The 17231-nt window shown below is 58.8% G+C and carries 15 protein-coding genes; 7 read left to right on the forward strand and 8 right to left on the reverse strand.

Features of this window, described 5'->3' with window-relative positions; all coding sequences use genetic code 11:
- Window positions 1-109: 109 nt before the first annotated feature.
- The 3 genes from rpsU to DY251_RS13720 all read right to left on the reverse strand — a co-directional run bounded on the left by rpsU (window position 110) and on the right by DY251_RS13720 (window position 3712).
- Complete coding sequence (gene rpsU, locus DY251_RS13710; protein WP_116624597.1) at window positions 110-370, reverse strand: 30S ribosomal protein S21; 261 nt, start codon at window positions 368-370, stop codon at window positions 110-112.
- Window positions 371-513: 143 nt separating this feature from the next.
- Window positions 514-2016, reverse strand: a complete 1503-nt coding sequence (locus tag DY251_RS13715) for a helicase HerA domain-containing protein (protein WP_116624483.1) — start codon at window positions 2014-2016, stop codon at window positions 514-516.
- 67 nt (window positions 2017-2083) lie between these two features.
- On the reverse strand, window positions 2084-3712 hold the full coding sequence (locus tag DY251_RS13720; protein WP_116624484.1) for a phosphoethanolamine transferase: 1629 nt from the start codon (window positions 3710-3712) through the stop codon (window positions 2084-2086).
- Between the two features lie 67 nt (window positions 3713-3779).
- Between DY251_RS13720 and DY251_RS13725 the strand changes: the two genes are divergently transcribed.
- From DY251_RS13725 to DY251_RS13755, 7 genes are all read left to right on the forward strand, one after another.
- Window positions 3780-5108, forward strand: a complete 1329-nt coding sequence (locus DY251_RS13725) for an MFS transporter (RefSeq protein WP_245415963.1) — start codon at window positions 3780-3782, stop codon at window positions 5106-5108.
- Between the two features lie 79 nt (window positions 5109-5187).
- Window positions 5188-6441 (forward strand): sarcosine oxidase subunit beta, encoded by a 1254-nt coding sequence (locus DY251_RS13730; protein ID WP_116624486.1) that lies wholly within the window; start codon window positions 5188-5190, stop codon window positions 6439-6441.
- 9 nt (window positions 6442-6450) lie between these two features.
- Window positions 6451-6804, forward strand: a complete 354-nt coding sequence (locus DY251_RS13735; RefSeq protein WP_116624487.1) for a cupin domain-containing protein — start codon at window positions 6451-6453, stop codon at window positions 6802-6804.
- On the forward strand, window positions 6804-7157 hold the full coding sequence (locus tag DY251_RS13740; protein WP_116624488.1) for a sarcosine oxidase subunit delta: 354 nt from the start codon (window positions 6804-6806) through the stop codon (window positions 7155-7157). Before DY251_RS13735 ends, DY251_RS13740 begins: the two co-directional genes overlap by 1 nt.
- Window positions 7157-10132 carry a sarcosine oxidase subunit alpha gene (locus tag DY251_RS13745; RefSeq protein ID WP_116624489.1) on the forward strand — a complete coding sequence of 992 codons (2976 nt, stop codon included), beginning with the start codon at window positions 7157-7159 and terminating at the stop codon, window positions 10130-10132. Before DY251_RS13740 ends, DY251_RS13745 begins: the two co-directional genes overlap by 1 nt.
- A complete protein-coding gene (locus DY251_RS13750; RefSeq protein ID WP_116624490.1) occupies window positions 10125-10694 on the forward strand; it encodes a sarcosine oxidase subunit gamma in 570 nt (189 codons plus the stop codon). Before DY251_RS13745 ends, DY251_RS13750 begins: the two co-directional genes overlap by 8 nt.
- Before the next feature lie 59 nt (window positions 10695-10753).
- Complete coding sequence (locus DY251_RS13755; protein ID WP_116624491.1) at window positions 10754-10966, forward strand: hypothetical protein; 213 nt, start codon at window positions 10754-10756, stop codon at window positions 10964-10966.
- Window positions 10967-11089: 123 nt separating this feature from the next.
- Here the strand turns inward: DY251_RS13755 and DY251_RS13760 are convergent, their stop codons facing one another.
- The 5 genes from DY251_RS13760 to DY251_RS13780 form a co-directional block, all read right to left on the reverse strand.
- Window positions 11090-11455 carry a putative quinol monooxygenase gene (locus DY251_RS13760; RefSeq protein ID WP_116624492.1) on the reverse strand — a complete coding sequence of 122 codons (366 nt, stop codon included), beginning with the start codon at window positions 11453-11455 and terminating at the stop codon, window positions 11090-11092.
- A gap of 48 nt (window positions 11456-11503) precedes the next feature.
- Window positions 11504-12283, reverse strand: coding sequence for an SDR family NAD(P)-dependent oxidoreductase (locus DY251_RS13765; protein ID WP_116624493.1), 780 nt, complete (start codon window positions 12281-12283; stop codon window positions 11504-11506).
- Window positions 12284-12355: 72 nt separating this feature from the next.
- A complete protein-coding gene (locus tag DY251_RS13770) occupies window positions 12356-12838 on the reverse strand; it encodes a MaoC family dehydratase (protein WP_116624494.1) in 483 nt (160 codons plus the stop codon).
- Window positions 12839-12908: 70 nt separating this feature from the next.
- Window positions 12909-16031, reverse strand: coding sequence for an efflux RND transporter permease subunit (locus tag DY251_RS13775; protein ID WP_116624495.1), 3123 nt, complete (start codon window positions 16029-16031; stop codon window positions 12909-12911).
- 1 nt (window position 16032) lies between these two features.
- Window positions 16033-17196 carry an efflux RND transporter periplasmic adaptor subunit gene (locus DY251_RS13780; RefSeq protein WP_116624496.1) on the reverse strand — a complete coding sequence of 388 codons (1164 nt, stop codon included), beginning with the start codon at window positions 17194-17196 and terminating at the stop codon, window positions 16033-16035.
- Window positions 17197-17231 lie beyond the last annotated feature (35 nt).

Below are 17231 nucleotides of genomic sequence, written 5' to 3' on the forward strand. Positions count from 1 at the left end.
TCTTCCACCGCCAACCATCTGCTTGCCGGATGGCACGCAACAAAAGGCGGCGGCGCTGTCACGCCCCCGCCTTGCCGCTATACTGTGAAAGAGACGAAAACTTGGCGTATCAACGCGCCGGACGTGCCGCAGCACCAGCCGGAGCTGCCGGACGAGCGCCACCAGGCACCAAGCCCTCACGCTGAGCGCGCTTACGAGCGAGCTTGCGAGCGCGGCGAACGGCCTCAGCCTTTTCGCGGGCGCGCTTTTCGGACGGCTTCTCATAGTGACCGCGCATCTTCATTTCGCGGAAGATACCTTCGCGCTGCATCTTCTTCTTGAGAGCGCGAAGCGCCTGGTCAACATTGTTATCGCGGACTAGTACCTGCACTGGCGATCCTGTGTTTCCGGTGTGAAAATCAAAAGCCAAGCGAATAAGCCTTGGCTCCGCGATAGCATTCCATCGCGAATTGCGGCGGGGATTAGCAGAATCAACGAACGATGTCGAGGGTGCCACCACGATTTGTTGCGAATTTACTCAGCTGCCGCAGCGGTGCCTTCCCCGTCGTCAGCCAGCGGATCGGCAGGAGCCGTCTCACAACCGAGGTCGGGAAATGCGAGAATACGCTTGCCGTGGAAGTCGGTGCGCAGAACAACCAGCCCTTTTTCCTCGAAATAGGCGATAAGCCGTTGCGCACGGCGTTCCGAATGCGTGCCATATGCGCGCGCAAGTGCAGCATTCGACGGCGTCGGCGCCCCCATAACGGCCGCGCGCGCCAGCAGCAGGAACACACCTTGTAGATCGTCCGGCAGATTTTCGGAGAGCGAAAGGGCAATATTCCAAGCATCACCGCCAGCACTGTCGGGCGCCACCCCCGCACGCGCTACCGCTAACCTGCGGCGAAACGCGGGGAGCGCTAACGGCTCACCCGGCACCCTGCGAATGCGACAACGCACCAGAAAATCCTGATAGAGCACAGCATCAGAGCGGAAGCCCGCATCAGGGTCTTCAATTATCTCGCGCAGCACAGTCTCGATGCCAGCTTCGCGCTCGGCCTCATCGATAATTGCGAAAACCGGCTGTTCCGGCACCGGCACTTCGAATTTGGGCTTGGTGAGCTGCGCGAGAATCGCAGCCGTCGATACCGGCGGTGGCGGATCACGCCGAACAGGCCGGACAGGCTCATCCGCGCCAGGCATAAATATGAGGTCGTGAGCGTCCTGCGGTGTTTCTGGCAAAGGCGTGAGCTTCGGGCTGGATGAGCGCGCGGAAGTCTCTACTGGGCCGATGACCAGTGGCAGGGGACGCCGCGAAAGCGCCGGACCAAGCGCCACGAAATTGCCGCGCGCGAGATCGCGGAACATTTCCGCTTGCCTGCGGTCCATGCCAAGCAGGTCCGCCGCGCGCGCCATGTCGATGTCCAGAAAAGTGCGCCCCATCAAGAAGTTAGAGGCTTCCGCCGCAACGTTCTTTGCAAGCTTTGCCAGGCGTTGCGTTGCAATTACACCCGCAAGACCGCGCTTTCGCCCACGGCACATCAAATTCGTCATTGCACCTAGCGAGAGCTTTCGCGCCTCGTCGGACACTTCGCCCGCAGCGGCCGGCGCAAAAAGCTGCGCCTCATCGACAACCACCAGCACCGGATACCAATGGTCGCGCTCGGCATCGAACAACCCGCCAAGAAAGGCGGCGGCAGCGCGCATCTGTTGCTCGACATCAAGCCCTTCGAGATTGAGGACTGTCGAAACGCGGTGCTGGCGAATACGCCCTGCAATGCGCGTCAACTCTGATTCCGTACGCTGCGCATCCACAACGACATGGCCGAAACGATCCCCGAGTGTGACGAAATCACCTTCGGGATCGATCACGCATTGCTGCACCCACGGTGCGCTCTGTTCGAGCAACCGGCGCAGAAGATGCGATTTGCCGGATCCCGAGTTGCCCTGCACCAGCAGGCGGGTCGCAAGCAGTTCTTCGAGATCGAGCGCCGCGCTTTTGGCTCCGCTCGCGGTTCCCATATCGATTTCAACTTTCATGGCGGCTGCTCTTAGCATCCGCACGCAGAGGATGCGACCGCGCTAACGTCGCTACCCACAGAAGCCATTATTGAGCAGACACGACCTTATTTCGGCATGCCGCGAACGCATCCTGCTCAGGACGATATACGGAGGTATTTACATCCATCATTCCAAGCACGGTCGAGAAGAGATTATCATGCGAAAACGGCTTGGAAGCTTCGTTGCGTATGCAATTTTCATCAAGCCTCATCGCATCTTTATATGAGTCCGAGAACCATGCGATCATGGGGATGGAAGTCTGTTCCTTCGGGGCGATGAAGTACGGCGCGCCGTGCAGATAGATGCCGTTTTCGCCCAGCGATTCGCCGTGATCGGACATATAGATCATCGCTGTCGCAAGCCCGTCTTGCTGCTTTAGAACGTCGATAACTCCGGCCAGCACATGATCTGTGAAAAGGATGGTGTTGTCGTATGCGTTAACGATCTCATCAGTGGTGCAATCAGAAAGCTGCGCCGTATGGCAGGCGGGCGTAAACTTTTCGAATGATTGCGGATAGCGCAAATAATATGCCGGGCCGTGGCTGCCGCCCGTGTGCAAGACAAGCACCGAGTTGTCAGCGAAAGAGCTGATATGGTCGCGCAGATAGTCGACCAGAATGTCATCGCGGCATTCGCCTTGTGCGCAATAGGCTGGATCGGTCTTGTGATAAAACTCAACCACCGGAATGCGATCCGCGACATTCTTCGGCCCGGTGTTGTTCTCCCACCATTCCGTGCGCAAGCCGGCATGCGTCAGCACATCCATCAGGTTCTCTGAGCCTCGGCCGCGAATGTTGCTGTATTGCGCGCGGCCAAAGTGCGAAAACATGCAGGGCAGCGAAACTGCCGTGGCCGTGCCGCAACTCGTGACATTGGTGAAATTAAGCGCGTTAAGCGCTTGCAGCTCGGGGTTGGTTTCGCGCGGATAGCCGTTGAGGCTGAAATTCATCGCTCGCGCCGTTTCGCCAACCACGATTACGGTCAGCACCTTCTTCGGCGAAGCGGAGATAACCGACCCCAGATGTGCGTCCGTGCCGTAGGGCTCGGCTTTGATGCCGACTTCACGGAATTGGCGCACCCCGAGACTGATGGCGCCAATCAACGGCGTTGCCGGTACAAGATTGGACATCATGCCCACACGCTGTTCGCGCCACATTGAGGCGAAGGTCGAGAATTGCAAACCGAAAACCGCGACCGCGACCAGAAGCGAAACGAGTATCAACGCGGTGTTTCTTTGCAGTTTTTTGCGTAGCGGCAGGTGTTTGACATCCACCCAAGCAACAAAAAGCGACGGCAGCACTCCGAAAAGAGCAATGTGTTTCAAAAGCGCGGGTGTAATCAGATGGCCCGCCTCGGTGCTGGTTGTAACGACGGCATTCAGCAACATATCGCGGTCGATCACTACCCCGTACGCATCAACGAAATAGGATGCGGCAGCGCCCGCCATGATGAAAAAAATGAATACCGGCTTTGTCAGCCATCGTGAGGAAAACGCAAGCAGCACGACGAAATGCAGCAGCAGCAGAATGAGGCCGAGTTCTGCAAGATGCATCCAGTCGTCGTCGAAATAGGCAAGCGCCTTTCTCCAAAACGAGATGTTGAGCAAAAGGAGGATGTAGCTTGCAACGAGCAGGCTCAAAGCTGTGCTCGAAAGCGATAGCCGCCGTATTGACATTCCGGACGCTCCTTTAGCGTGCGCTTCTTTAGTTTGTCGCGTAGGGAACCCGGATTATGGTGAACTTATGGCTGGCCGCGCTACTGGCCAGTGGAATTTTCGGCTCTGCATCATGCGGTTGCGCTTGGAACATGTGCATGAAAGGCGTATCAGCGGGCCAAATTATTGCGTGGCGGGTGCAAAAGTGAACGATACGGCGGTGCAAAAACCTGTGGTTTCAGCACATGGAACTGCGTTCATTATCATTCTGGCCGTAAGTTTCGGTCACATGATCAACGACATCATGCAGTCGTTGCTTTCAGCACTCTATCCGCTGCTTAAAGACAATTATCAGCTCGACTTCTGGCAAATCGGCCTGCTGACCTTTGCGTTTCAGGTAACGGCTTCTTTGCTGCAGCCCATCGTCGGCTATGCAACCGACAAACGACCGATGCCTCACTCCCTGCCCTACGGCATGTGTTCATCGCTGATCGGCCTGATTCTGCTCGCCTATGCTGGAAATTACTGGCTGCTGCTGGTTGGCGCGATGCTGATCGGCATTGGCTCGGCTGTGTTCCACCCCGAATCCTCGCGGGTGGCCCGTCTGGCTTCGGGTGGGCGTTTTGGGCTCGCGCAATCACTTTTTCAGGTCGGAGGCAATTTCGGCCAGTCGATGGGACCGTTACTGGCGGCTTTCATAGTTGTTCCGTTTGGGCAACATTCGGTGGCGTGGTTTGCAGCGGGTGCACTCGTCGGCATCACCGTTCTCTGGCAGGTCAGCAATTGGTATGCGCGCTACCGCGCCGACACCACACGCAAGCCGCTTGGTGGCGTATCCGTTATGCTGCCCAGGCGGCGCGTCGCAATAGCGCTCACCGTGCTGACGCTTTTGGTGTTCACAAAGAATATCTACATCGCTTCGATCGCCAGCTACTACACATTCTACGTGATCCATAAGTTTGGCGTCGACGTACAACAGTCGCAAATCATGCTGTTCGCTTTCCTGGGTGCGTCCGCGGTTGGCACGCTGCTGGGCGGCATGTTTGGCGACCGTTTCGGCCCGAAGGCTGTGATCTGGTTCTCGATTCTCGGCGTTCTGCCGTTCACGCTTGCGATGCCCTACGCGAATTACGAGTGGACGATTGTGCTGTCGATTCTGATCGGCCTGATTCTGTCTTCGGCATTTTCGGCTATCGTCGTTTTCGCACAGGAGCTTGTTCCGGGCCGTGTCGGGTTGATTGCGGGCATATTCTTCGGTTTCGCATTTGGCATGGGAGGCATTGCTGCAGCAGTACTCGGCGTGGTCGCAGACCATCAGGGCATCGACTATGTATTCCGCATCTGCTCTTATTTGCCGCTGCTTGGTTTGCTGACGATCCTGCTGCCGAATATCGGGGTGCTTCGCCGCAAGGCTTGAGCGTGTCGCAATCAGTGCAAAGCTGGTCGATACCAGTTTGTAATGCTAATAGGCGCTGCCCACGCGAGACACTTGACCCATGCGTAAATATTCAGCTTTCGCTATCGCCCGTGAAGCCATGCGCGGGCACAAGGGCTGGGAGCAGCAATGGCGCTCGCCAGAGCCAAAGGCCAGCTATGACGTCATCATCGTTGGTGCGGGCGGTCATGGGCTGGCAACTGCCTATTATCTCGCCAAGGAGCACGGCATCACCAATGTTGCAGTGCTCGACAAGGGCTGGCTTGGCGGCGGCAATACGGGCCGCAACACGACCATTATCCGCTCGAACTATCTCTATGACGAAAGCGCGGGCATCTACGATCACGCGCTCAAGCTTTGGGATGGGCTGAGCCAGGATCTCAACTACAACGTCATGTATTCGCCGCGCGGCGTCATGATGCTGGCGCACAATGTGCATGACGTGCAGGTGCTGAAGCGACACGTTCATGCGAATCGGCTGAATGGCATCGACAACGAATGGCTGACGCCTGAAGAGGCCAAGGAGTTCTGCCCGCCACTCAATATTTCGCGCAATGCACGCTATCCGGTCGTCGGCGCAACGCTGCAGCGGCGCGGCGGCACTGCACGCCATGACGCCGTTGCGTGGGGCTATGCTCGCGGAGCGGATGCGCGCGGTGTCGACATCATTCAGAATTGCGAAGTGACCGGCATTCGCCGCTCGCCGGAAGGCCATGTGCTAGGCGTCGAGACGTCGCGCGGCTTTATTGGCGCGAAGAAGGTTGGCGTCGTTGCTGCGGGCCACACATCTGTCCTTATGGAAATGGCTGGCGTGCGCATGCCGCTGGAAAGCTATCCGCTGCAGGCGCTGGTTTCCGAGCCAATCAAGCCGATCTTTCCGTGCGTCGTGATGTCGAACACGGTACATGCTTATATTTCACAGTCGGACAAGGGCGAGTTGGTCATCGGCGCTGGCACCGACCAGTACACCTCCTATTCGCAGACTGGCGGTCTGCACATCATCAACCACACGCTCGACGCAATCTGCGAGATGTTCCCCATTTTCACGCGCATGAAGATGCTTCGCTCGTGGGGCGGCATTGTTGACGTGACGCCGGATCGTTCGCCCATTCTGGCCAAGACACCGGTAAAAGGGCTGTATGTAAACTGCGGTTGGGGCACCGGCGGTTTCAAGGCGACGCCGGGCTCCGGCAATGTCTTCGCGCACACCATCGCGCGTGATGAGCCGCATCCCATCAACGCGCCCTTCACGCTTGAACGGTTCCGCACGGGCCGCCTGATCGACGAAGCGGCGGCTGCCGCCGTCGCGCACTGAGGTTTCGTGATGAGCAGGACTGTGAACCTCAACGAAAAGCTCGCGCTTTTCTCCGAACACTGGTCGCCGAAGATCGTCGCCGACTTCAACGGCAATGACGTTATGGTCGCGAAGGTAAAGGGCGAATTCAACTGGCATTCGCACCCGGACACTGACGATTTCTTTCTCGTGCTGAAGGGCAGACTTACGATCAAGTTGCGGGATGGCGATGTCGTCCTTGGGCCCGGCGAAATGTATGTCGTGCCCAAGGGGGTCGAACATTGCCCGGTCGCGGAGGAAGAAACCCACCTTCTGTTGATAGAGCCCGCCGGGACACCAAACACCGGCGATGCCGCAACCGCTGCAACCAAGGTTCAAATCTAATGCTTCTGATCCGCTGCCCATATTGTGAGGAAGAGCTACCGGAACTCGAGTTCCGCAACGCTGGCGAAGCGCATGTCGTGCGCTCATCACATCTTGCCGATGTTTCCGATCAGGACTTCGAGGAATTTTTCTTCATCCGCACGAACCCCAAGGGCATTATCTATGAGCGCTGGCGGCATATTCATGGCTGCGCGCGTTTCTTCAATGCAGTGCGCGACACTGTCAGCGACAAATTCCTGATGACATATAAGGCTGGCGAGCCAAAACCTTTGCTTGTAAGCGAACCGGCAAAAACTGCGCCCGCAAAACCGAAAGCGGCGGCCAAGCCGCGCTCCAGAAAGGGAGACGCATAATGGCCGGAACTTATCGTATAGGCAATGCAGGCCGCCTGACGCCTGCACGCACCGCCCGCTTCACCTTCGACGGCAAGCATTATACCGGCCTTGAGGGCGACACGCTGGCGTCTGCCCTTTTGGCAAACGGCATCCATCTGGTCGGACGGTCGTTCAAATACCACCGTCCACGCGGCATTCTTTCCGCCGGTGCAGAAGAGCCCAACGCACTCGTTTCTGTAGAGCGGGACGCAGCACGCCGCACGCCTAACGTGCGCGCAACCGTGCAGGAGCTTTATGACGGCCTGGCCGCAAACTCACAAAATCGCTGGCCGTCGCTGGCTTTCGATGTCGGCGCGGTGAACGATCTCGCCTCGCCCTTTTTCTCGGCGGGCTTTTACTACAAGACGTTCATGTGGCCGAAATCGGCTTGGAAGAGCTTCTACGAGCCCAATATTCGTTCCGCCGCCGGGCTTGGCGTTTCGCCGGATCAGCCCGACCCGGACCACTACTCCTCGCGCTTCGCGCATTGTGACGTTCTGGTTGTCGGTGGTGGGGCTGCGGGCCTAACCGCAGCAGTTGCAGCGGCGCAGGCTGGCGCGAGCGTCATTCTCTGCGATGAGCAGGCCGAGTTCGGCGGCGCGCTGCATTTTGAAAAAGGTGCGCAGATCGACGGTCAGGATGGCTGGTCCTGGGCGCAAGCAACAGCGGCCAAACTGGCAGCAATGCCGAATGTCCGGCTGCTGCCGCGCACGACCGCGTTCGGCTATTACGCGCAGAATTTCGTCGCCCTGACCGAGCGCGCCACTGATCACCTCGCCAGCCCGGATCGCACGGCACCGCGCGAGCGGCTGTGGCAGGTGCGCGCCAAGCGCGTGGTTATCGCAACCGGCGCAATCGAGCGGCATATGGTGTTTGCCGACAATGACCGTCCCGGCATTATGCTGGCCTCGGCGGCACGCACCTATCTCAACCATTATGGTGTGGCCGTCGGTCGCAATGTCGCTGTCTACACGGCAAACGATTCCGCCTATTTCGCGGCCATCGATCTCAAGAAAGCGGGCGTGAATGTCGCTGCAATCATCGACGTGCGCGACGCGCCAAGCGGTGCGGCAGTCGATGAAGCGCGCTCGCTCGGCATTGAAATTCTGCCCGGACGCGCTGTTGTCAAGGCAAACGGCAAGCTCCGTGTTTCTTCTGTCATGGTCGAGCCCAAAACGGGCGGCGCCAGCCGCACCATTGAATGTGATGCCCTGCTCGTTTCGGCTGGATGGACGCCTTCGGTGCATCTGTTTTCGCAGTCGCGCGGCAAGGTCGCGTTCGACGCCGATACCCAGCGCTTCCTGCCGGGAACCTACGCACAGGATTGCGTTTCAGTAGGCGCTTGTGCGGGAACGGACGGTCTGGAAGCGACGATTGCTGAAGCCATTCAGGCAGGCAGCGATGCAGCCGGAAAGCCCGGCAAGACTTTGAAGATTACAATCAAGGCTCAGGAAGGCTGGACGGGCGGTATGCTCGGTGCCGCTCCCGGTCCCGGTACTACGGTCAAGGCGTTCATTGATTTTCAGAACGATGTTACCGCCAAGGACATTCGCCAGGCGGTGCATGAGGGCATGCGCTCCATCGAGCACGTGAAGCGCTTCACCACAAACGGTATGGCAACCGATCAGGGCAAGACCTCCAACATGCATGGCCTCGCCATTGCAGCGGAAACGCTCAGCAAGCCGATCCCGCAAGTCGGCCTCACCACGTTCCGCGCGCCCTACACGCCGGTCACGTTCGGCGCCATCGTCAACCACGCGCGCGGCAATCTGTTCGACCCCACCCGCAAGACGCCGATCCACCCTTGGGCGGAGGCGCATGGCGCGGTGTTCGAAGATGTCGGCCAGTGGAAGCGCGCATGGTATTTCCCCGAAGCGGGAGAAGACATGCACAAGGCCGTCGACCGCGAATGCGTCACCGTACGCAAGGCAGCTGGCATGTTCGATGCTTCGACGCTAGGCAAGATCGAGGTTGTTGGTCCCGACGCGGCAAAGTTCATGGAACTGCTCTATACCAACCCGTGGGAAAAGCTTGAGCCGGGCCGTTGCCGCTATGGCATCATGCTGCGCGAAGACGGCTTTATCTATGACGATGGCGTTGTCGGGCGACTGGCTCCGGATCGTTTCCATGTCACCACCACGACCGGTGGCGCGCCGCGCGTGATGAACCACATGGAGGATTATCTCCAGACCGAGTTCCCGCATCTCAATGTGTGGCTGACCTCGATCACGGAGCAATGGGCTGTCATCGCCGTGCAAGGTCCGAACTCGCGTGACATCATCGCACCGTTGCTGGAAGGCATTGACCTTTCCGACGAAGGCATGCCGCATATGTCCGTGCGCGAGGGCAAGATTTGTGGCGTGCCAACGCGGCTGTTCCGCATGTCCTTCACCGGCGACCGCGGTTTTGAAGTCAACGTGCCCGCCGATTACGGCCAGTCCGTTTGGGAAGCGCTATGGGCAGAGGGTCGCAAATATGGCGCTTGCGCCTATGGCACCGAAGCCATGCACGTTCTGCGTGCGGAAAAGGGTTACATCATCGTCGGGCAGGACACGGACGGCACTGTTACTTGCAACGACGCCGGTCTGGACTGGGCAATCGGCAAGAAGAAGACGGATTTCGTGGGCATTCGCGGCATGAAGCGCCCCGACCTTGTGGCGCCCGGTCGCAAGCAGCTTGTCGGCCTGCTGACGAAAGACCCGAAGATCGTGCTGGAAGAAGGCGCGCAGATCGTCGCGGACGCCAACCAGCCGGTCCCGATGAAAATGATTGGCCACGTCACCTCCAGCTATTGGTCGGAGAATTGTGGCCGCTCCATCGCGCTCGCGCTGGTCGCTGGCGGTCGCGACCGGATGGGTCAAACTCTGTTCGTCCCGATGCCCAAAGGCGTTATCGAGGTCGAAATTGGCAGCACCGTGTTCTTCGACGAGAAGGGAGAACGGCTCAATGGCTAAGGCAAGCACTAAATCAGGCGCGGTTGCAGAGCGCCGTCCCGCATTGGCGGGACGCGAAATCGCAGCCGCTGCCGTTCGGGTTGCGGTTCTGCCGCCCGCCGAACGCATCTCGTTGCGCGCACCTGCCGGTTCCGTTTCGGCTCTGTCGAAGGCGCTGGGCTTGACCCTGCCAACGAAGCCCAAGACCTCCGCGTCCAAGGGTGGGCGTACGGCGTTGTGGCTCGGCCCGGATGAGTGGCTGGTTATTGACGAGGCAGGAAAATCGCCGGTAGCGGATTGTGCGCCGGTCAAGGCTTTGCATTCGGCGGTCGACATTTCTCACCGCAACGTCGCGCTGGCCGTTACAGGTTCCGGCGCAGAGGCAACGCTCAGTGCGGGCTGCCCGCAGGACTTGTCTCTCGCAGTATTCCCGGTTGGAGCGGCAACTCGCACCATTCTCGGCAAAGTGGAAATTGTGCTGTTGCGCACCGCGCCGGATGCCTTCCGTGTCGAGTGCTGGCGGTCATTCTCCGATTATGTTTTCGAATTCCTCGGCGAAGCAGCACACGACGCGGCCGCTTGAGGCAAAGCGCAACTGGCGGTAGCATCGCGACAACACGAATTGTCGCGAGCCAGATCGTTATGAGCAAGCCTCCGCAAAAGAAGTCCCCTGCCGTTCGATCCCTTGAGCGCGAACAGCGCGCGACGAAGGAAGCCGCGAACGCCAAGCAGGAAGCCGACGACCAACTGGAAGAAGCGCTGGAGGACACTTTCCCGGCCAGTGATCCCATTTCCGCGATTTCGACATCCATCCCCGGCGAGCCCAAACGCAGGCCGGCAAAGCCTAAGAAATAATAGCGTCATCGATTGACGTGCCAGCCTTGGCTGACTTGCCATTACCCCTCATCCGCCTGCCAACACCGGCAGGCGGATGAGGGGTGCAAAAAAAACGAACGTAAACGAGTCCGCCAGTTGTAATTAGTCGTCGTTGGCGGCGTTTAGTTCAGAGGGCAGAATGCCTTGCTCCATTTCGCGCTCGGCAATTGCGCGCGCCACAAGCCGCTTGCGTGACTTCAACAGCGGATCGACAATCAGCCGAAACGCGGACATGCGCGGGTTGAGATGATGCGACTCGACAGCCGCTTGATCGGCATAAAGTTCATCGATCATGACGCGGTTCGGAATTGGCGCACCATCCTCATCGATGGGCTTATAGACCTCGAAACGCAGGCAACCTTCTTCCTCATCAAGCGTACGCTGCGCGTGGTCCTGCATTATGCGAAGGAACTCCGGCTCGGCCCCCTCCAAAGTTTCAAATTCAACGATGATGGCTACTTCGGGCAAGTGGGGCACTCCTGTTCGGGAGCCACTCTGTAGCATAACGACCGAAAATTAAATTGCGGAAACACCGCCATCGACCGGAATCGACGCGCCGGTCATGAACGAATTCTTCGGATCGGCGGCAAACATGATCGCTTCGACAACCTCATCAACCTCCGCCAGCCGCTTCATCGGAACGCTGCGGGTCAGCTCGGCATAGGCGGCTTCTTCGGATGCCTTGGTGATCTTCAAAAAGGATTGCGCCATCGGCGTGCGTGCATAAGAGGGGCAAACCGCATTCACGCGAATACCCTTGCTCGCATATTCAATCGCGGCCGTTTTGGTCAGCCCGATCACGCCATGCTTGGCAGCGGCATAAAGCGCCATTTTGGGCGCAGCGCTTAAACCTGCGGACGAACCGATATTCACCACCGCGCCCGGCCGTTTGGTTTCGCGAAACTGCCGCGACATAGCCGGAAGCTGATATTTCATCGCATAGAACACGCCGAGCAGGTTCACGTCGATCACACGGCGTGCTTCTTCGGTGGGCAAATTCGCCAGACTAACAAAGCTGTGCACTATGCCCGCATTGTTGAGCGCAACATCGAGCTGGCCGAATTTGGAAAGCGCCAGCTTGACCAATGCCTCGGAAAGCTTCTCGTCAGTAATGTCGCCCGCCAGTATTTCCGTCTCGCAATCCAGTCGCGATGCCAGTTCCTGCAGCGGCTTTTCATCCAGATCCGACAGCACCAGCCGCGCACCTTCTGCCGCGAAACGCTCGGCGGAGCGGCACCCAAACCCGCCGGTCGCGCCCGTAAGCAGCACGGTCATGCCTTCAAAGCGTCGGGACATGGATTGAAAATGCTCGCCAGAGTTGTTTCTGCCGCGTTATTGGGCAATCGGCTACGCCGCGTCAAGCACACATCAGGCAGGATCAGCAGGAGGTTCTACGAAAGCCAGTGTCAGCCACGTCGCGGTGAGTGCCGGCTTTGGTGATCCCTCAAGCTCCACTGTCACTTCATGAACGGTTTCAATCCAGCCGGAAGGCCGTGCATAGAGCTTGGTCAGAACGAAGCGAGCGCGGATGCGCGCACCCGTTTTAACCGGCGCAACAAAGCGCACACGGTCGAAGCCCTGATTGACGCCTATGCTCGCCCCGGCCAACGGTCGCACAGCGTCGAAGGTCATGGCCGAGAGAAGCGAAAGCGTCAGAAAACCATGTGCGATGGTGCCGCCGAATTGCGTCTCCCGCGCCGCACGCTCAGGGTCGCAATGGATAAACTGGTGATCGTCTGTCGCATCGGCGAACTGATCGATCATTGTCTGGGTGACGGTGCGCCAAGGCGAAACGCCGACCTCTTGCCCCACCATCGTTTCGGCCAACTCGAAGGATACGGGTTCAAGCATTCACGCGGTCTCTCATCTTTTTCGAGGCGTGACTGATAGAGGCTGCAGCCCGCATTGTCACCCGCGCATTTTATTCAGCCGGATCCATGCCTGTATAGGCCGCCTCCTCAAGCTCGCGCTTGAGCCGCGCCTCTTCTTCAACCTTCGGAGTTACAAAGCGCCCAAGCAGGAGATAGGCAACCGGCGTTAAGAACAGCGTCGAGAGCGTCGCCATGCCGAGCCCGCCCACAATCACCCAGCCAAGTGCGATGCGTGCCTCCGCTCCGGCACCGGATGCCAGCACCAGCGGCAGGCCACCAAGAACCGTACAAATCATGGTCATCATCACCGGGCGAAGGCGGATCGTCGCTGCTTCTTCGATTGCTTGGCGCAGCGCCACACCCTTGTCGCGCAACTGATTTGCAAACTCGACGATCAGGATGCCGTTCTTGGCCATGACCCCGACGAGCAACACCAGCCCGATCTGGCTATAGGCGTTCAGGCTCGTATTGGTCAGCAGCAAAGCATAGATCGCGCAGGCGAGCCCGAGCGGCACCGTCGCCATAATGATGATGGCGCTGACGAAACTCTCGAACTGTGCGGCAAGCACGAGCAGGATAATCACCAGCGCGAAGCCGAAAACCGCCAGCATGCCGGTGGACGTTTCGCCCAAGGTCGCAGCTTCCGCCAAGGGAATGATGTAGCTGCCCGCCGGAAGGAGCGACTCTGAAATGCGCTGCACGTCTTTATACGCATCGCCAAGCGCAAAATTGTCGGCGAGGTTCGAAGTTATCGCCACGGAACGCAATTGTTGCTCGCGCGTCAGGGTCGGCGGCACAGCAATTTCTTCAAGCGAAGCGATGGTCGCCAGCGGCACGAAACGCCCGTCCGACGTCTTCAGGAACACATTTTCCAGGTCGGTCGGATCGTTGATCGGATTGGTCGTAGAAAGCAGCTTTACTGGATAGCTTCTGTCTTCGATGAACACATCGGCGATCTCGCGCCCATCCAGCACTGCCTGCACACCTTCGGCCAGACCGGTAATGTCTATGCCAAGATCGGCCGCGCGCTCGCGGTCGATACGCACACGCAATTGCGGCTGCGTTGCATCGTTGGAAAGCCGAGGCTGCTGGAACCGCGGGTCTTTCTCCATTTCGGCCAGTATCTTTGCCGCTGCCTCATTCGCTTTAGCATAGCTGTTCGCCACGATGGCAAATTGCAGGCCGCTGCCCGCGCCGCGAATGCCGAGACTATTTGGCTGAAACGGCGTCGCGCGCACGCCCGGCACCTGCTTCACAAGCTGGTTGATCTCGGCGGCAATCTGCTGCTGTGTGCGCGTGCGCTCGCCCCACGGCGCAAGCGTCATCACCATAAAGCCATTGTTGACTGAGCCGCCCTGCCCCGCATTGGCGAAGGTAGTCACAATCTCACCGGAGTCGCGCAATGGCTGGATCAGTTTCTCAATCTCGCGCATCTGCGCAGTCGTGTAATCGAGGCTTACGCCCTGCGGCGCTTGTATACGCAACAGCACCACGGAACGGTCTTCCAATGGCGTCAACTCCTGGCGCACGATACCAAAGGCTAACGCCGCTCCCGCAGCAAAAAGGATCGAAACGAGCAAAACGATCAGCGGTGCATTGAGACAGGCAACCAGACACCGCCGATAAAGGCGCGCAAGCCAGCCGCCGATGCGCCCGCCAAGTCCATGATGCTCACCCGAATGCGGTTTCAACATGCGCGATGCGAGCATGGGGCAGAGCGAAAGGGCAACCACGCAAGAAAGCATCACCGACATAGCCAGCACAAAACCGAACTCACGGAACAATCCGCCGGTCTGTCCGGGCAGGAACGACAGTGGAACAAAGACGGCAACCAGTGTCGCGGTGGTCGCTACGACTGCAAAAAACACTTCACGCGTGCCGAGCACAGCCGCCGCGCGCGGACCCATACCCTCATTGCGTCGCCGCACAATGTTTTCGAGCACAACGATTGCATCGTCCACCACGAGGCCGGTCGCCAAAACAAGCGCAAGCAGCGTGAGGATGTTGATGGAAAAGCCCGCCAGATAGATCGCGGCGATAACACCGATAAGCGCAACGGGCATTGCCATCGCGGGGATAAGCGTCGCGCGCCAGTCGAGTAGGAACAGGAAGATCACCAGCAACACAATCGATACCGACAGACCGAGCGCAATTTCCACCTCGTGGATAGCGCCATCGACAAACGTCGCGTCGTCGCTGGTAACGCGAATGGTCATGCCTTCCGGCAAATTCTTCTGGATTTCGCCGGTTACACGCCGAACGCCTTCGGAAATATCTAGTGTGTTCGACTCTGCTGCGCGGATTATGCCAAGGCCGATGCCGGTTTTGCCATCCGAGCGCAGGGACGATGCGGCACTCGGGTCCGGCCCAAGCGTGACGGTTGCCACATCGCCCAAGCGCACATTCTTGCCGATCAGCAAAGCCTCGAATGCTTCCGGCGTGTTCACATCAGCAGTGGTGCGAACCACAATGTCCTGATTGGTCGTGGTGATCGACCCAGCCGGCGTAGTGAGCGATATCGACGCAAGCGCATTGCGAATATCCGCGACCGTTCGGCCAAGGCTCGCGAGCTTCGATTGATCGATGTCGATGCGGAATATCTTCTCGCGGTCGCCGAAAACCTGCACATCGGCCACGCCGGGAACCGCAGCCAGTTCGTCAACGACCTGATCCTCGACCAGCACCGTCATGTCTTCGACCGACATGGTGTCGGATGTCACGGCAAGCCGCATCACCGGGCTGGAATTCGCATCCGCTTTCACGATGCGCGGTGCATCTGCGGTGTCCGGCAGATTATTGGTTACGCGGCTGACAGCATCGCGCATATCCGAGGCGGCGACGTTCAAGTCCACGCCATCGTTGAACTCAACCGTCACCTGACTGCGCCCGTAAGACGAACTGGATGAGATGGACTTGACACCGGAGACGCGCGAAACAGCGCCTTCGATCACATCGGTCAATTCCCTGTCCACCGTCTCTGCGGCCGCGCCGTCATATTGTGTTGTTACCGTAATGACGGGACGATCCACATCCGGCAATTCGCGAATCTCGACGCCGTAAAAGGCGGCAAGGCCCGCCACGATAATCAACATATTCAAAACGAAGGCGAGCACCGGGCGCCGCACGAAAAGTGCGGTGATATCGTTCTCGTTCGTGTTGGCGGAAGCAGACATTTCAGCCGCCGCTCACAACGGTCGCGTTGCCGTTCGCGCTCGTGTCACGCCCCGCGATACGCAAAGCGCTGCCCTGTCTCACCAGATGGACGCCCTGTGTTACGACCATCTCGCCTTCGGTGACATTGCCCTGAACCAGCACCGTTTCGGTGTTGCGCTGAACGATGCGAACCGGAACGCGCTCACCCTTGCCATCGCGCACGACCCAGACGAATGCGCCGTCCGATCCCCATTGGATCGCAAGCGGTTCGACCGCCGGATATGTATCGCCCGGAAATTTCATGGTCACTTGAAACGACATGCCCGCGCGCAGGCGGTCATCCTTATTCTGGATCGTCGCCTGCACCTGCATCGTGCGGCTCGTCTGATCCAGCCTGTTATCGACAGCAGTGATCTTGCCTTCCAGTATATCGCCGGGTCGTGCTACCGGCGAAGCACTCACGGGTTGGCCCACAACGATCTCACTGGCAAAACGTTCAGGCACCCAGAAATCGACCTTGATGCTGGAGCGATCATCGATCGTCGCGATAGGCGTCTGGGTGGTAACATAGTCCCCGACCTCAATCGGCAGAATGCCCACAATGCCCGCGATCGGAGAACGCACAGAGCGACGGGCCAGCGCCAATTCGGCGTTGCGCTGTTCCAGCTTGGCATTGCTGAGCACGATTTCGGCATCTGCAAACTGGACTGCCGTGGCCGTGTTCGTCGTGCGAAGCGCGCGCACACGTTCCAGTTTCGTCGTTGCGTCCTCGACGGAAAGGTTTGCGCGGTCAAGTGCGATTTCCTCGGAGTCGGAATCGAGCTTCGCCAACATCGTTCCAACATCAACCTTGCCGCCCGGCTGAACGCTGATCCCAACAATGCGGCCCGCCACAAACGGATTGACCACCACCGACGCATTCGCTTGCCCTGTGCCGATAGCGGAAAGCCTGTCATTGATTGTCGCGGAAGTTACCGCAGCGGCTATCACTTCGCTCGGTCCGCGTTGTCCGCCTGAACCATTGCCGTTACCGGAACCGGACCCGCGGGCAGCGTTTTCAACAGTTCCTACGTTGAACCCAAGTCCAGCCAATGTCTGCTTTGCACCGGGGAAGAAAAAGAACCAAAGCACGCCCGCGGCAATCAATATCGCCAGCGCCAAAACCAGTTGCTTCCAGGCGGCCATGCAAACTCCAGATCATTTCTGCCTTAGCGCGGCTT

This window comes from Mesorhizobium denitrificans (assembly GCF_003403035.1).
In the GTDB taxonomy this organism is placed as follows: Bacteria; Pseudomonadota; Alphaproteobacteria; order Rhizobiales; family Rhizobiaceae; genus Mesorhizobium_G; species Mesorhizobium_G denitrificans.

Coding starts and splice junctions, on each gene's coding strand:
- DY251_RS13715 (WP_116624483.1), bottom strand. CDS start 2,016: ATGAAAGTTGAAATCGATATGGGAACCGCGAGCGGAGCCAAAAGCGCG.
- DY251_RS13720 (WP_116624484.1), bottom strand. CDS start 3,712: ATGTCAATACGGCGGCTATCGCTTTCGAGCACAGCTTTGAGCCTGCTC.
- DY251_RS13725 (WP_245415963.1), top strand. CDS start 3,780: ATGGCTGGCCGCGCTACTGGCCAGTGGAATTTTCGGCTCTGCATCATG.
- DY251_RS13730 (WP_116624486.1), top strand. CDS start 5,188: ATGCGTAAATATTCAGCTTTCGCTATCGCCCGTGAAGCCATGCGCGGG.
- DY251_RS13735 (WP_116624487.1), top strand. CDS start 6,451: ATGAGCAGGACTGTGAACCTCAACGAAAAGCTCGCGCTTTTCTCCGAA.
- DY251_RS13740 (WP_116624488.1), top strand. CDS start 6,804: ATGCTTCTGATCCGCTGCCCATATTGTGAGGAAGAGCTACCGGAACTC.
- DY251_RS13745 (WP_116624489.1), top strand. CDS start 7,157: ATGGCCGGAACTTATCGTATAGGCAATGCAGGCCGCCTGACGCCTGCA.
- DY251_RS13750 (WP_116624490.1), top strand. CDS start 10,125: ATGGCTAAGGCAAGCACTAAATCAGGCGCGGTTGCAGAGCGCCGTCCC.
- DY251_RS13755 (WP_116624491.1), top strand. CDS start 10,754: ATGAGCAAGCCTCCGCAAAAGAAGTCCCCTGCCGTTCGATCCCTTGAG.
- DY251_RS13765 (WP_116624493.1), bottom strand. CDS start 12,283: ATGTCCCGACGCTTTGAAGGCATGACCGTGCTGCTTACGGGCGCGACC.
- DY251_RS13770 (WP_116624494.1), bottom strand. CDS start 12,838: ATGCTTGAACCCGTATCCTTCGAGTTGGCCGAAACGATGGTGGGGCAA.
- DY251_RS13775 (WP_116624495.1), bottom strand. CDS start 16,031: ATGTCTGCTTCCGCCAACACGAACGAGAACGATATCACCGCACTTTTC.
- DY251_RS13780 (WP_116624496.1), bottom strand. CDS start 17,196: ATGGCCGCCTGGAAGCAACTGGTTTTGGCGCTGGCGATATTGATTGCC.